Consider the following 14,572-nt stretch of genomic DNA (forward strand, 5'->3'; position numbering starts at 1 on the left):
CATCTTTCTCATCGTTAGCCCCCTAATGCGCGTGGCCGACGTCGACCGTGACGGAGTGGATGCCATTGGCCGTCACCACCAGGGTGTACGGTCGCTCGGGAGGGCGCTCCTCGTATTTCAGGGGGATCGTCGTGGCCATCTCGCCTGCTTTGCCCTGCGGCCTCTCTGAGGTGACGTCGAGGATCAGGATGTTGGGATGGGTCCCTTGCGGCGAGCGACGCGTGAGCCTGACGTGCCAACCCACGGTCGGCACCTGCACCTCGCCGATCACGATCAACTTCGGGCCGCTGTCCAGCACGTGATCGATCCAGGCCCTGAACGTGTCTTCCAAGAGCACCGGCATTGATGAACCCTTCTTTCAAGTGGCAGCGCGGGACGTGCTGACCGGTCCGGCGCAGCGGGAGACGCGGTGTCCCGCGGCTCCCGCGTTTGCTGCGTGGCCGATGCGGCTGCGCAGCAAAACGCCGGTCGATGGATCCAACTCCAACCTGTCCCGGCACCTCGAGAGCCGACAGATCCAGCCCCGTGGCTTCCCTGGGTGCGTGGTGAAAGCTGGCATCGGGGCTGTTCGCGCGACGCGACCCCTGCGTTCGGAAATCGAAAAAAAAGCGTGAAAGTTGTGTCTGGTTCGCTATCATCGGGGCGGAGACGATCGGCGAATGTTGACCTTGACGTCGAAATACAAGCTGCGTCTTCTGGGTCCGGTCAGCCTCATGGACCCGGAAGGGCACCGAATTGCGATTCCGAGTCGCAAGGGAGCAGCGCTGATCGCCATGCTTGCCGTCTCCAAGGACGGCGAAAGGGCTCGAGGCTGGCTCCAAACGCAACTGTGGGGCAGCCGTGAACCGAAGGAGGCGAACGGGAGCTTGCGGCGCGAGCTGTCGGACTTGCGAAGAAGGATCAATCAACGCTCCTGGACGCCCCTCGTCTGCGAGCGGGACAGGGTGCGGCTCGACCTCCGCATCGTCAGCGTCGACGTGCTTGAGTCCGTCGAAGGAGTGCTCGACTCCGGCCAGCCTGGCGAGTTTCTCGAGGGCTTCGATATCCCCGGGGAGGAGGCGTTCGAGGATTGGCTCCGCGAACAGCGCATCCGACTGGCGAGGTCCGAGGCCGGCCACGCCCGTAGCGAGACGGCTCCCAAGCCTCCGGAGGCTGTAGCGGTCGTCCAGCCCGGCTTCAAGTGGTCGGCACAGGGCCCGAATGACGGCCCCTCGCTGGCGGTCCTGCGTTTTTCAAACCTGACAGGCAATCCGGAGGAAGCCTATTTCGCAGAGGGCTTCAAGCAGGAGCTGATCAACCGGTTGTCGCGCGTGCGCTGGCTGGCCGTCATCGCCGGCGATTCCGGTGGTCCACGCGCCTCGACGATCACCGCCCAGGCAGCAAGATCGCTGGGCGCTAAATATCTCGTCGACGGGACCGTCCAGACCTCGAGCGACCTGACGCTGATCGACGTTACGCTCTACGAAGCGGCACGGCTCCAGGTAGTCTGGTCCAAGCGGCTCCAGATCGTCCGATCGGTGATTGCCACTGCACTCGACCAATGCCTGCAGGAGCTGGTCGCACATCTCGGCGCCAAGATCGATCACGGAGAGCGGTCGAGCGCGCGGGACCGGTTGCCGTCGGGAGCGAATATCACCGATCTCATCTGGCGGGGCCGATGGCACCTCTACCGCCTACAGCACGCGGATTCGGATGAGGCGCAGAAGCTGTTCGCCAAGGCCCTGGCTCTCGATCCTCACTCCTCAGAAGCCTTGATCAATGTCACCCACGGACTGGCCTGGTCGATCTGGACCGGACGACAGCCAGCGCATCGCGTGTTGGAAATGCGACGCCTCGCCCAGCAATCCATGCGGGCCGATCCGTCCGATGGCCGGGCGTACTGGTTGGCGGGCACCGCTGAGACATGGTTGCGGCATATGCAGCCTGCGCTCGACCTTCTGTTCCAGGCGGTGGAACTGACGCCGAGCCTTGCCATCGCTCACGCGCAGATCGGCAGCACCTTGAATCTTGCGGGCAGGCCTGAGCAGGCAGGCGAGCCCCTCCAACTGGCAAGGCGGCTTAGCCCGTTCGACGTGCATCTTTTCTTCGTCCTTGGCGAGTTGGCTATGAGGTCCAGTTTGCTCGGCGACTACCGCGAAGCGATCTCCTATGCTGACCTCGCCATCGTCCGGCGGGAGCAATATTGGTACGCCCACATGGTCAAGATCGACGCCCTCCTGAAGCTGAGGGAACGGCAACAGGCCGTGGCAGCATTTGAAGAGCTTCGGGGCCTCAAGCCCCACTTTTCGAGCAAATATATTGACTGGATTCCATTTGAGGATCGCGCGCTGAACCGGCGATTTGCCGAGTCAGTCGATTCGGTCGCGGCAGGCCAAGCCCGTCTGGCCACCGGGAGTAACAATTCGCGAAGTTAGGACGTGGATATTATTTTAGAGCGAAGGGGGCGTTATGGGGGACGCAAAGGCGGCAGGGGGATTCTTTTCCGGGTGGACGCTAAAATATTTCGACAAGATTGCCACGGCGCAGGCCATATCTAGAAGCGAAAACGCATCTGACGATGCCTTCGACTTCAACGACCTTGGCCCCGACCAGCTCTGGTCGCCAGCTCTCAGGCGACTCTGGCTGTGGTCGTTGCGAGTAGCCTTCGCTTTCTTCCGGAGTTTCTGCCCGATCCCGAAATTCGGCCGGCTGGTCATTATCACCCGCAACACTGACGTGCGCGACGTGCTTGCGAAACCGAACGTCTTCAGCGTGCCCTATGGCCCGGAGATGAAGGAGCTCGGCGGAGGAGCAGCGACGTTTGTCCTTGGTCTCGAGGGTACCGAGCAGAAGCGTCAACACGACCTCATTCGCGACCTGATAGGAGCACAGGAGGCGGAATGGCTTATCCAGCGCACGCGACAAATCGCCGATATGCTGATCGACGCGTCCCAGGGGCGCATCGATGTCATGAAGGATCTCATCACCCGGGTGGCGTCGGAGACCTGCGCCGAACTGTTCGGGCTTAGTGTCGACGACCCTGATGCTTTCGCCGAATGGTCGATGTCGATATCGGCATTGCTGTTTGCCGATCCGTTCGGCAAGCCGGCGACGCGCAAGCTCGCGCTGGCCGGTGCGGCGCGGGTGCGATCCGTGATCGATGCCGCCCTCGTGAGATATTCGGTCGACCCGCCGTTGCCGCCCGAGGGGCTAGACAAAACGATCCTTCAAAGCCTCGTAGACAGCCGCATTTCGGACGATGAAATTCGCGCCATCATGGTGGGCATGATCACAGGATTTATCCCCACTACAACCCTGGCGGCCGGCAACATCATCGAGGAGTTGCTGCGGACGGGAGATGGGCTCGATGCGGCAGTCGCAGCGGCGAAGAAAGCACGCAGCGGCGATGAGACGGCGCGCGAACAACTGGAGCAGATTCTGTTCGAGGCGGCGCGCCTAAACCCGGCGCTCAACCCCGGGCAATGGCGCCATACGTGCGAGGGCGGCACTATCGAAACCGCATCAGGTCCACACCAAATTCCCGCAGGATCTATCCTGCTGGTTTCGACCGCTTCGGCGATGCGCGATGACGAGTCGAGGAACTACGAGTTGGTGTTTGGATCCGGCGTTCACGCGTGCCTTGGCAAGACCCTTGCCATGAATCAGATCACTGCGATCTTCGCGTCGCTGCTATCGAGGGAAGGACTGCACGCAAGCAAGGATACGTGGGGACGTATCTTCAGGGTCGGGGTGTTTCCCCGCCGGCTCGACATGGAGTTCAAGCCGGAATTTGGATCGCAGACCCAGAGCATGGTCACGGTGCTCGCCCCGCTCACCAAAACGGCCGACCTCGGGGCTTGGCAGAACGAGAGCCGCAATCTCGCGCAGCCCGGCCCGTTCAATCTCCATAGCGCCCTTCGGCGTACGAAGGTCATTCATTTTGCCTCGCTCAATGCCATCGACCTGGGGGACGCGGAGAACCCGGCGCCGCACCTGTTGCTGGAAGTAAATGGCGACGGGGATGCCGACACGCTGATCGACGGGATCGCTGTTTCCGCAAGCCCGTGGCTGCTGCATCTCTTCCGTTCGGCGGCGAACGGCGATCCGGCTCCGGTCCGGACCAGTGACGGTCCGGCCCTGCGCGAGCTGTTGAAGAACAGCGCGCTTGACCTGCAGGCCCGGCCATGGGGAACGACAGGATTGTGTTTCTATGGTCTCCCCGGCCAGTCGATCGCGAGCATCCAGCAGCAGGAGAAACTGGCGGATTTCTGCCGGGACGCCGTCGATTACTTCGTCTCGCTTCACGCTGGCTTCGGCGGTCATGCCACGACGGCCCTGCAATTCGTTCGCCGCCTCATCCATGGCGATTCACACCTGAGCCGGATGGCGAGGGGCGAGCCAGGCATGCAGAAACTGTTAGATCGCGGCGCCGAATTCCGTCGGCATCTGATGGTCCCAAGTCGACAGGAACCACGGACAATCAACTGGAAGCAGCCTGATAGCCGCCTCTTCGCGGTCCTTTCCTCACCGACACTCTTTCCTGTCTATCGCTTGTTGCTGCTAGTCACTGCTATCGTGAGCGTGTTGTGCTTCTACTGGTTCGGCTTTTCGCTGTCCTTCGCCTGGACGGACATTCTAATTACCGCGGGGCAGTGCGCCATTGCACTGGTTTCAGGAGGTATCGGCACCGTCACGCTGGTCGGTATCCTCGTCGGCGCCTTTGCCGCACGGCTGCATGGGGCCGACGTCAACGACAAGCCCGAAGATTTCGATCCCGATCTTGCCAAGATCGGCGAGATCGCGAACCTCGAAAACGACCCCGACTTTGCGCAGAACCATTTTCTGTCGGTCTCTCCGCTGAAGCCCGGCCGATTCCGCAGGTTTACGCTCGGTATCGCGCTGTGGGGGATCGAGCTTATCATCGGCCGCGACTTCCGTCCCGGCTATATCGTCAACATGGGAACGATACATTTCGCTCGCTGGTTCCGGCCGCCAGGATTGGAGCGCCTGGTGTTCCTCTCCAATTACGACGGCAGCTGGGAGAGCTATCTCGAGGATTTCGTCACCAAAGCTTATCAGGGCCAGAACGCAGCCTGGAGCAATGCCGTCGGCTATCCACGCACGAAATGGCTGATGAGTGACGGCGCCCAGGATGGCGATCGCTTCAAGCGCTGGGTGCGCCGCCAGCAGCAGCCGACGCAATTCTGGTTCAACCACTTCTCTAACCTCACGGCAGATCAGATACGCAACAATGCGGTGATCTGCTGGGAACTGGCGCGGACGACAACGGATTCGCAAGCGCGCGCATGGCTCAGCTATTTCGGCTCGATGCCAAAAACCGACACAGTGATCGAGACGGAGGAGGTACAAGCTCTCGTATTCCGCGGTTTCAAACGGCTTCAATTCATGAAGTTCGCTGCAATCCGCCTTCCCGACGATATTGTGGTTTGCACCGAGTGGCTGTCGTCGCTGCTGCCCCAACTGGAGCGCAGCCAGCTTGAGGTCACCTTCGGCGACCGGCCGCTGTCCGGCGAAGTGGAGCGATCGGCGACCTGCGTCGCCTTCACGGCGGCGGGCCTGTCTCATCTTGGACTTCCCGACTGCGGCGAGGACGACGCGATGGCGACGTTCCCCACCGCGTTTAATCTCGGAATGCGTTCGCGACAGCGTGTTCTCGGCGACTATGCCGGATCCGACCCATCGGCATGGCGCTGGTCGGACGCCGACCGCGACAAGCCGGTTCACCTCGCACTTCTCGTCTATGGAAAGAACCAAACCGACTGCGATGAACTGTTCAAGCTGCATTGTTCGAAGCTGAACGACGCAGGTTTTGCAGTCTACGAACTCGACACCCAGCCCACAGACAAGGGCGTCGACTACGAGCACTTCGGCTTCCGCGACGGCATCTCCCAGCCGGTGATCCGCGGCACGCAGCGTTTTGCTCGCGGCGTGCAACCGCGCGACATCATGGCGCCAGGCGAATTCCTTCTGGGCTACAAGAGCAACCAGGGTTACTACCCGCCAACGCCGGTGGTCACCCGGAAGAGCGACGTCGGCAATCGGTTGGGGTCCGTTCCAACACCAGCGGAAACCCGTTTCTCGGCCTTTCAGGACCCTCGCCCGCAGGTGCGCGACTTCGGACGCAACGGCAGCTACCTGGCAATCCGGCAATTCGAGCAGCACGTCGATGCATTCCATGACTATGCGAGGTGCTGTGCCGAAAAATTGCTGGAGACGGACCGCTTGACGGATCTAGTTGGCGGCACCGTCACGCCGGACTGGATAGAAGCCAAAATGATGGGACGCTGGCATGACGGCGTACCATTGATCGACCGACCTATTGGGCCCGCACCGGCGCCTGGCAAACATACCCGCCGCGAGAGTCGCATGAGCACGGACACCGATCTGGATTTCGGGGTCGATGACCCCCAGGGCCTCTATTGTCCGTTCGGCGCGCATGTCCGCCGCACCAATCCCCGTGGCAGCCTGGCGCCTGGGGACGACTCGCAACTGACGATTACCAATCGGCATCGTCTGTTGCGGCGCGGCAGATCGTATCAGCAAAAACACGAGAAAGGACTTTTGTTTATCGGCTTGTGCGCGGATCTGGAGCGCCAGTTCGAGTTCATCCAACAGTCGTGGCTTGGAGCTCCCGGCTTCGCTGGACTTACCAACGAACCGGATCCAATCGTGTCGGTGAAGCGAGCCTCCACGCGATTTACGATCCCGACGTCTGCCGGCTCGCTCTCGCTACCGGGGGGCAAGAGCTTCGTGACGGTTCGTGGGGGCGGATATTTTTTCCTACCTAGTCGTTCCGCGCTGATGTTCCTGACGAAGCTCAACCAACTTCGCGCCCAAAATAGAAAGCTTGCGAACAGCGCTTCTGAAACTGGTGTTCCAACCACTTAGCGAATTCGAGGCTTCATACGTATGAGTTGCCGCGCTTTGCCGTTTGTCCAGCCCGAGAAATTCGTCCGCTAGTATCGACGACAGTGACTAATGCTGTTGCTGGGGAGTGATTTGAACCCTGGCCTGATCATCTCGATCGGCAAATGTCGTTTCCAAACGGATGGTATTTGTGTTGGTATCACTGCAAACGACAATCTAGAATTACATTATTTTCAGCAGCTTGCGACCGCAATTCAATGCCGGCCAGGGCAGCAGCGCGGAGAAGAGGTGATGGCGGCCAGAGGTGAGTGATCCCGCGGAGAGCTCGCGACCCGCCGGCCATCGTCAGAAAGCCTACTGCGATGCTCGGCGCGGAAGTGCGATCACGTTAGAAGCGCTTGCGACATATCGACCCCATGCTTCCATCAATTGACGTCGCTTTTTCAACGCATTACCGCGTCGATAGGCTTGCTCGGTTTCGTCGCCAATCTTGTGCGCTAACGCCATTTCAGCGATGTCGCGCGCGTTTCATCACCTGCCCAATCCCGAAAGCTCGACCGACACCCGTGCGTCGTCATCGCCGGATAAACCGCCTTGAGCGCGTGTAGCACCGCGTTCATACCGAGCGGCTTCGAGTGATCCGCTGACCACTGCCCGGCGAACACGAAGGCATCAGAGGCAGCATCCGTCGGAATGACCGCTTTCAAAATCGCGATTGCACGATCGCAAAGCGGTACTTCGAAATCTTTGCCTTCCGGATCGTCCTCCGCCTTCACCCGCTCCGCTGGGACGGTCCAATGCCGTTCTGCAAAGTCGACCTCGCGTATGCGCATAAAGCGAGCCTCGCCGGTCCGCACCGCCGTTAAGATAATGTATTCAGCAGCGAGATTCACAGTCGTGTCGGCCATTTTGTGTTTGGCGTTAGGGGCCCGGACGATGCCAGGCACGTCCTTATAGCGCGCGGCCTTGTGATGGCGCTTCGACCGTTTCGCGTTCGGCCAAAGCGGGGCCCAACGACCGATCAAGTCCCAATGCTGGATTGGAGTCAGATGGTTGATTGGCACGCGGAAGAACTCGCGATATCCGCCAGCGTCCATCTTCGTGCACAGACGCTTATTCGTCGCTTATTCGACGAACGCGCTCCAACTTCTGTAAATCATTGATTTCGTGACGCTCCCTAGGGGAATCGAACCCCTGTTTCAGCCTTGAGAGGGTAAAGCCGTTCCGCTTGATGATCATCGTTGAGAGTCCTGCGATCGAGAGCTTACGGATGTCAGGCCCGGCTCGTCTGCGCGAGCAGGCGTTAACGCACCAGTTTCGCACCAGAAACGACCCAGCCGGAGCGCAAAAAACGCGATCAGATTCAAACAAAAAGTTAGCAAAATCAACGAAGCCAATCGTTGTCCCGCCGCTCATAACGGTCTGGTTGCAGGTTCGAGTCCTGCCGGGCCCACCAGCGGGATCAATGGTTTCCTCGCGATCGTAGATTCGGCGGAATTTTCGCAAGAGGAGCTCTGGCGGCAGGTTGCACTTTTGTGGGCGGAACGGTCACTCGATGGTTGCGAACCTGCAAGCGGAACGTGCAGATTGGCGATGTCCAATCCTTTTGGACTCGGCAAACCGGCCGGGACGTACGGCACCTGGACGCCCGTCGATACCGATGCCCCGCAGCCGCAAATTTGCGGATGGCGTAATTCCTACTCCAGCAACAGGCTGCTGAAGTCGTTGGCCTCGGGCATTTCGCCATGCGTTAGCTCTGATGCCATATTCGCGATACGTCAGGCATTCCTACGGCGTCGCCCAGTTGCGAGCAGCACCAGCACGAAGGAAGCCGCCGTCATCAGTGTCGAGATCGCGGCAATGGTCGGATCGATCTCGTCGCGGAGCGCGGTGAACATGCGCTTGGTCAGCGGCTGATATTGCCCGCCGGAGATGAACAGCGCGACGATGGTCTCGTCCATCGCCGAGATGAAGGCGAAGATGCCGCCGGCGACCACGCTGGACTTGATCTGCGGCAGCGTCACCGCAAAGAAGCTGCGCAGGCGGTTCATGCCGAGGCTCCGCGCCACCATCTCCTGCGCAGGATCGAAGCTCTGCAGGCCCGCCAGCACCGAGATGACGACATAGGGCAGGCCCAGCATCACGTTCGCCAGCACGAGGCCGGGCATGGTCGCGACCAGGCCGACCTTGGCGTAGAAAAAGAAGATGCCGACCGCGGTGATGATGATCGGCACCACCAGCGGCAGCAGCAGCGCAATGTGGATCACGCGCATGATCCGCAGTTTTGAATGGCTGATGGCATAGGCGGCGGCTACCCCCAATGGGGTTGCGATCACCACGGTCAGCAACCCGACCGTCAGCGTTACCCGCGTCGCCTGCATCCAGGCCGGATTCGAAAAATACTGCTGGTACCAGCGCGTAGAGAACGACGGCGGCGGGAAAGTCAGGAAGCGTGCGCTGGAAAACGAGATCGGCGCGATGATCAGCACGGGCAGGATCAGATAGACCAGCACCAGCGCGCTGATCACGTAGAGGGCAATACGTGCGGGCGAGATGCGCGTCATTTCTGCCCCAGCACACGATCGAGCGAGATGAAGCGGCTGACGACAAAGAAGATTGCGAGCACGCTGAGAAGCAGCACCACCGCGACGGCGCTCGCCGCGCCGAACTGGTTGTAGAGCTCGACATTGCGGCTCACCAGCATCGACACCATCACGGTGCGGCCGCCGCCGAGCAGCTCCGGCGTGATGTAGAAGCCGAGGCAGAGCACGAACACCATGGTGCAGCCGGCGAGCACGCCCGGAAACGACAGCGGCAGGAAGACCCTGAAGAAGGTCAGCGACGGGCTCGCGCCCAGGCTGGCGCCGGCCTGCATCAGGTCGTTCGGAATCTTCTGCATGGCGGCATAAAGCGGCAGCACCATGAAGGGCAGCAGGATATGCACGGTCGCGACCACCGTGCCGAAGGTGTTGTGGACCAGCGCGAGCGGCTCGGAGATGGCGTCGAGATAGCGCAGGAACTGGTTGATCACGCCGGTGCGCTGCAGCAGCGCCAGCCAGGCATAGGCGCGCACCAGCACGCTGGTCCAGAACGGCAGCACCACCAGCGACAGGATGAGGATACTCCAGCCTTTCGGCAACGCGTTGGCAAGATAAGCCACGGGATAGCCGAGCAGCAGCGCGATCAATGTGACCGCGAGGCTGATCTCGAAGGTCAGTGCGAAGCTGCGCCAGTAGATGTCCTCGGTAAAGACGCGGCGATAATTCTCCAGTGTGAAGCCGTCATGATAGATCGACTGCCAGGCGAGCCAGCCGACCGGCAGCACGATCAGCGCCAGAATCACCAGCAGTGCCGGCGACACCAGCGCCAGCATCAGGCCGTGCTCGCGGCGCTGATGCCTTTGCGATCGATCTGGCTCTGATATCGTCAACGCCGCCTCGTCTTACTTCTGCATGAACGAAGCCCAACGCTTCTCGGCCGCCTCGCCGGCGGGCGAGGACCACCAGGCGTAGGACATCAGCGCCTGCTTCGCTGCATTCGCCGGCTCGCTCGGCAATTGCGCGGCACGCTCGGGCTTGATCACATTGGTTTCGAAAGCCTTTGGATTGCCCGGGCCGTAGTCGATGTGGAGTGGCAGGTTGGCCTGGTGTACGGGATCGACGGCCTCGTTGAGAAATTTCACCGCCGTGGCGAGATTCGGCGCGCCCTTGAGGATGCAGAGCGAGGTGCTCTGCAAAATGCCCTGATTGTAGGTGAAGGAGACTTTGGCGCCTTCCTTGGCGACCGCGCTGACACGGCCGTTCCAGGCCATCTCCATGTCGACCTCGCCGTCGTTGAGCAGCTGCGCCGACTGCGCACCCGAGGTCCACCACACCGTGATGTGCGGCTTAATCTCCTCCAGCTTCTTGAAGGCGCGGTCGACATCGAGCGGATAGAGCTTGTCGGGCGCAACACCGTCGGCCATCAGCGCGGCCTCGAGCGTTGCGAACGGGTGGTTGCGTAGCGCGCGGCGGCCGGGAAATTTCTTGACGTCCCAGAAATCGACCCAGCTACTCGGCGCGTCCTTCGGGAACGTCTTCTGGCTGTAGGCCAGCACGCTGGAATAGAACTCATAGGAGACCGAATAGGGACTGCGATACGCCTCCGGCATCGCCGCGCCGTTCGGGATCTTCGAGAAATCGAGCTTCTCCATCAGCCCCTGCTCGCCGCCACGCAGGCAATTGCCGGTCGGGGTGTCGACGACGTCCCAGATCGGCTTGCCGCTGCCGACCTGGGTCTTGATCGCGGGCCAGGCGTCGGGAATGGAATCCTGGTTGATGGTGATGCCGAGCTTCTTGGCGGAGGGATCCAGGATCGCCACCGTCTGCGCCTGCTGGTAGGCGCCGCCCTGCGAGACGAAGGTGATCTGCTCGGCGGCATCGGCCGCATTGGTCAATCCGATTGCGCCCAGCAGCGCGCAGCCCAGTCCAAACTTCTGCTTCATCGTCATCCTCGCCTCCTCCAAAGACTTCTCACTGACCGATCGCATCCAGAAACTGGTACCAGCCGGCGACCATGCGCACGGCGGGCTCGCGCAGCGGATAGAACGGAATGGTCTTCATGCGACTGACATCGAGCAGGGCGACGTCGGGGCTCTCGCCGCGCACGAAGGCGGCGAGATAGCGGCCCATCAGGCTCGACATCGCCACACCTGCTCCGTTGTAACCCAGCGAGACCAGCGTGCGGTCGTCTAGCCGGCCGATATGCGGCACCGAATCCAGCGTCATCGCGACGAGGCCCGACCATTTGTATGCGAGCGGGACCTCGGCGAGATCAGGGAAGATGCCGACCATCGCCTTGCGCAGCGCGTCGAACGCGGCTTGGGAGTCCTGCTTGCCGAATGCGCCGCGCCCGCCGAAGATCACGCGATTGTCGACCATGCGGAACCAGCGCATCATGCGCTTGGTCTCGGTGTAGGTCCGTCCCGTCGGCATCAGCTTGCCAGCGAGATTGCGCGGCAGCTGCTCGGTCGCCACCATGGCGCTGCGGAACGGGATCAGCGTGCGCTGCAGATGCGCGGTCGCGCCGGTCAAATCCGAATAGCTGTTGGTCGCGATGATCGCCTGTTTCGCGCGCACCGCGCCTTGCGGCGTCTCGGCGACGATGCCGCCGTTCTCGCGCCGCAGCTTGACGACCGGAGATTCCTGGAAGATCGGAACACCGCGGCGCGCCACGCCATCGGCGAGGCCGCGCAGATAGTTCAGCGGATGGATCCCGCCCGAGCCGGGATTGAGCACGCCACCGACGAAAATGTCGGAGCCGGTCTCCTCGCGCACGCCGCTTCTGTCGAGGATGCGGACCTCGGCGGAGCCCATCTCGCGCGTCATCCAATTGGCTTCGTCGATCGTCGCCTTGAGCGTCGTCTCGTTGTGGGCAGCCTTGACCTGGCCGGTCCGAGTCAGGTTTGCGCTGGTGATACCGAATTCGGACACCAGCTCCTCGACCATGTCGGTCGATTCATGAGCGATCTCGTACATGCGCTTTGCCATCGCGCGGCCGTGCACGGCGTCGATCTCACGGAACGACAGGCGAAACTTTGCGGTGATCACGCCACCGTTGCGCCCGCTCGCGCCCCAGCCGGGGCGGTTGGCCTCGAGCACGATCGGTGCGAGCCCGCTCTTGGCGATATGGTGCGCGGCGGAGAGCCCGGTATAGCCCGCGCCGATGATCACCACATCGGCCTGATGCTCGCCCGACAGCACGGGACAATCGCGCGCCGGCTCCGCCGTGGCTTCCCACAGCGAGTTGGCCGATGGCTGCGCGCTCCAGTCCCGTGTCATGCCCGCGCTCACGGATTTATGCCGCCGGCCCGATCGCTGCGTCGGCCAGTGCCTTCAAGGTCGGATAATGGAAGTCCGGCTTGGTTAGTGTCTCCACCGCGGGCGTGCCGCCAAAACCGGCAATGCCCTGGCGGCGCTCGATCCAGCACACCTTGTAGCCCAGCTTCCGCGCGATGCCGATGTCGTGGTACTGGCTCTGCGCGACATGCAGAATGTCGGACTGCTTGTAGCCGAAGGCGGACTGACGCCCCTTGTTGTAAGCGAAGAACTCTGGATTGGGCTTTGCCACCCCGGTGTCGTCGGCGCAGACGGTGTCGTCGAAGGGATTGCCGAGCGCATGCGCGTAACACGAAAGCGCGACGCGGTCCGCATTGGTCATCGCCACCAGCCGGAATTTCGTGCGCAAGCGCTTCAGTGCTTCGACTGAGTCCACGAATGGTCCCCAGCGCAGCACCGAGAGCTGGAAGACATCGCACGACGCGTCGTCAGACGGCAGGCCGAGCTCCTTGGCGAGATGGCGATAGACGTGGAACATCGCCTCGCTCGAGCGCTCGTAGTGCATGTCGCGGCCGCGCTTGTAGGGCTCGAAAATCTGATCGTCGCTGAGCTCGGCCGGCGTTTTGCCCGAGATCTTGCGCACTGCGTTGATCACGCCGGTTTCGAAATCGATCAAGGTGCCGACGACGTCGAAGGTGAGGACCTTGAAGTTGCTGAACGCGGCTTGGATCGACATGTCGTGTTTCTCTCAGGTTAGACAGGCTAGGGTTCAGTCCACCCGGGGCACGATGATGGTGTCCTCGGGGTGAAGGGTGACGGTGAGGCTGCCGCCGAGTGGCGGAATGCGGCTGTAGGCCTGGTGATAGCTCGGCTGTCGCAGGCTGAGCGCGACGCCGTCGGCAAGCGCCAGAAAGATGCGCAGGCTCTCGCCCTGATAAACGATGTCGGTGACCGTAGCCGTGAGCCGGTTGCAGGCGGCATCCTGCGCGCCATCGTCGATCAGCAGTTTTTCGCTGTGCACGGCCAGCATCAGCGCATCGCCTGTGGGAATGGCGCGGGCGCTGCGCAGCAGCGCGTTGCCGAGCGCGACGCTGGAGGCGTCGACGCGGCGCACCGGCAGCATCGTGGCCTCGCCGATAAAGCTTGCGACGAAGGAGTCGGCGGGATGATCGTGCAGCCGCTCGGGCTCGTCGATCTGGATCAGGCGGCCGTCCTTCATCACCGCGACGCGGTCGCTCATGGTCAGCGCCTCGCGCTGGTCGTGGGTGACGTAGATGATGGTGGCACCGATGCGCTTGTGCAGCGCGCGCAGCTCGATCTGCATGGTCTCGCGCAGCTGCTTGTCCAGCGCCGAGAGCGGCTCGTCCATCAGGATCAGCCGCGGCTCGAAGATCATCGCGCGCGCGAGCGCGACGCGCTGGCGCTGGCCGCCCGAGAGCTGCGCGATGCCGCGCTCCTCGTAGCCGGCAAGGCCGACCATCGACAACGCCGCGCGCACCTTGTCGGGCCAGATCACCTTCGGCAGACGCCGTGCACGTAAGGGGAAGGCGACGTTCTCGCCGACGCTCATATGCGGGAACAGCGCGTAGTTCTGGAAGACCACGCCGATATCGCGCTTGTGCGGCGGCATCCAGGTGACGTCGCGACCACCGAAGAGAATTGCGCCCGACGTCGGGATGATGAAGCCGCCCAAAATGCCGAGCAGCGTGGTCTTGCCGGAACCGGAGGGACCGAGCAGCGAGACGAACTCGCCGGCGCCGACATTGAGGGAGACGTCATCGAGAGCGCGAACCGGGCCATAGGCCTTGCTCGCGGATCTGATCTCGACGCTTTCCGCTCGTTTGTCCAACGATCGACCTCGCCTCGTCCCTGCAATGGCGTGCCTCACT

The 14,572-nt window shown here is 62.0% G+C and carries 11 protein-coding genes; 3 read left to right on the top strand and 8 right to left on the bottom strand.

Going from position 1 to position 14,572, the window contains the following annotated elements:
- Positions 1 to 22: 22 nt before the first annotated feature.
- Positions 23 to 343, bottom strand: coding sequence for a hypothetical protein (locus GGD65_RS26200; RefSeq protein WP_183237072.1), 321 nt, complete (start codon positions 341 to 343; stop codon positions 23 to 25).
- A 316-nt stretch (positions 344 to 659) separates the two neighbouring features.
- Between GGD65_RS26200 and GGD65_RS26205 the strand changes: the two genes are divergently transcribed.
- The 3 genes from GGD65_RS26205 to GGD65_RS26215 all read left to right on the top strand — a co-directional run bounded on the left by GGD65_RS26205 (position 660) and on the right by GGD65_RS26215 (position 7,179).
- Positions 660 to 2,414 (top strand): hypothetical protein, encoded by a 1,755-nt coding sequence (locus GGD65_RS26205; RefSeq protein ID WP_183237073.1) that lies wholly within the window; start codon positions 660 to 662, stop codon positions 2,412 to 2,414.
- A 34-nt stretch (positions 2,415 to 2,448) separates the two neighbouring features.
- Complete coding sequence (locus GGD65_RS26210) at positions 2,449 to 6,888, top strand: cytochrome (protein ID WP_183237074.1); 4,440 nt, start codon at positions 2,449 to 2,451, stop codon at positions 6,886 to 6,888.
- A 90-nt stretch (positions 6,889 to 6,978) separates the two neighbouring features.
- Positions 6,979 to 7,179, top strand: coding sequence for a hypothetical protein (locus tag GGD65_RS26215; RefSeq protein ID WP_183237075.1), 201 nt, complete (start codon positions 6,979 to 6,981; stop codon positions 7,177 to 7,179).
- Between the two features lie 185 nt (positions 7,180 to 7,364).
- Here the strand turns inward: GGD65_RS26215 and GGD65_RS26220 are convergent, their stop codons facing one another.
- The 7 genes from GGD65_RS26220 to GGD65_RS26250 all read right to left on the bottom strand — a co-directional run bounded on the left by GGD65_RS26220 (position 7,365) and on the right by GGD65_RS26250 (position 14,532).
- Entirely contained in the window at positions 7,365 to 7,964 is a 600-nt protein-coding gene (locus GGD65_RS26220; protein WP_183237076.1) for a tyrosine-type recombinase/integrase, read from the bottom strand.
- 681 nt (positions 7,965 to 8,645) lie between these two features.
- Positions 8,646 to 9,431 (bottom strand): ABC transporter permease, encoded by a 786-nt coding sequence (locus GGD65_RS26225; protein ID WP_018317002.1) that lies wholly within the window; start codon positions 9,429 to 9,431, stop codon positions 8,646 to 8,648.
- Positions 9,428 to 10,240, bottom strand: coding sequence for an ABC transporter permease (locus tag GGD65_RS26230; RefSeq protein ID WP_049814808.1), 813 nt, complete (start codon positions 10,238 to 10,240; stop codon positions 9,428 to 9,430). The genes GGD65_RS26225 and GGD65_RS26230 overlap by 4 nt, the downstream gene beginning before the upstream one ends.
- A 69-nt stretch (positions 10,241 to 10,309) precedes the next feature.
- Positions 10,310 to 11,356: an ABC transporter substrate-binding protein gene (locus tag GGD65_RS26235; RefSeq protein WP_183237077.1), complete on the bottom strand. Its 1,047-nt coding sequence runs from the start codon at positions 11,354 to 11,356 to the stop codon at positions 10,310 to 10,312.
- Positions 11,357 to 11,378: 22 nt separating this feature from the next.
- Positions 11,379 to 12,686 carry an FAD-binding oxidoreductase gene (locus GGD65_RS26240; protein ID WP_183237078.1) on the bottom strand — a complete coding sequence of 436 codons (1,308 nt, stop codon included), beginning with the start codon at positions 12,684 to 12,686 and terminating at the stop codon, positions 11,379 to 11,381.
- A gap of 16 nt (positions 12,687 to 12,702) precedes the next feature.
- Entirely contained in the window at positions 12,703 to 13,419 is a 717-nt protein-coding gene (locus GGD65_RS26245; RefSeq protein WP_183237079.1) for an HAD family hydrolase, read from the bottom strand.
- A 33-nt stretch (positions 13,420 to 13,452) separates the two neighbouring features.
- On the bottom strand, positions 13,453 to 14,532 hold the full coding sequence (locus tag GGD65_RS26250; RefSeq protein ID WP_018316997.1) for an ABC transporter ATP-binding protein: 1,080 nt from the start codon (positions 14,530 to 14,532) through the stop codon (positions 13,453 to 13,455).
- Positions 14,533 to 14,572: the final 40 nt, after the last annotated feature.

Origin of the sequence: Bradyrhizobium sp. CIR18, assembly GCF_014198295.1 — a bacterium.
Classification (GTDB): Bacteria; Pseudomonadota; Alphaproteobacteria; order Rhizobiales; family Xanthobacteraceae; genus Bradyrhizobium.

Bases quoted from the DNA above. Each gene is read 5' to 3' on its own strand.
- GGD65_RS26205 (WP_183237073.1), top strand. From the start codon at position 660: ATGTTGACCTTGACGTCGAAATACAAGCTGCGTCTTCTGGGTCCGGTC.
- GGD65_RS26235 (WP_183237077.1), bottom strand. From the start codon at position 11,356: ATGACGATGAAGCAGAAGTTTGGACTGGGCTGCGCGCTGCTGGGCGCA.
- GGD65_RS26225 (WP_018317002.1), bottom strand. From the start codon at position 9,431: ATGACGCGCATCTCGCCCGCACGTATTGCCCTCTACGTGATCAGCGCG.
- GGD65_RS26200 (WP_183237072.1), bottom strand. From the start codon at position 343: ATGCCGGTGCTCTTGGAAGACACGTTCAGGGCCTGGATCGATCACGTG.
- GGD65_RS26210 (WP_183237074.1), top strand. From the start codon at position 2,449: ATGGGGGACGCAAAGGCGGCAGGGGGATTCTTTTCCGGGTGGACGCTA.
- GGD65_RS26215 (WP_183237075.1), top strand. From the start codon at position 6,979: ATGCTGTTGCTGGGGAGTGATTTGAACCCTGGCCTGATCATCTCGATC.
- GGD65_RS26240 (WP_183237078.1), bottom strand. From the start codon at position 12,686: ATGACACGGGACTGGAGCGCGCAGCCATCGGCCAACTCGCTGTGGGAA.
- GGD65_RS26230 (WP_049814808.1), bottom strand. From the start codon at position 10,240: ATGCTGGCGCTGGTGTCGCCGGCACTGCTGGTGATTCTGGCGCTGATC.
- GGD65_RS26220 (WP_183237076.1), bottom strand. From the start codon at position 7,964: ATGGACGCTGGCGGATATCGCGAGTTCTTCCGCGTGCCAATCAACCAT.
- GGD65_RS26245 (WP_183237079.1), bottom strand. From the start codon at position 13,419: ATGTCGATCCAAGCCGCGTTCAGCAACTTCAAGGTCCTCACCTTCGAC.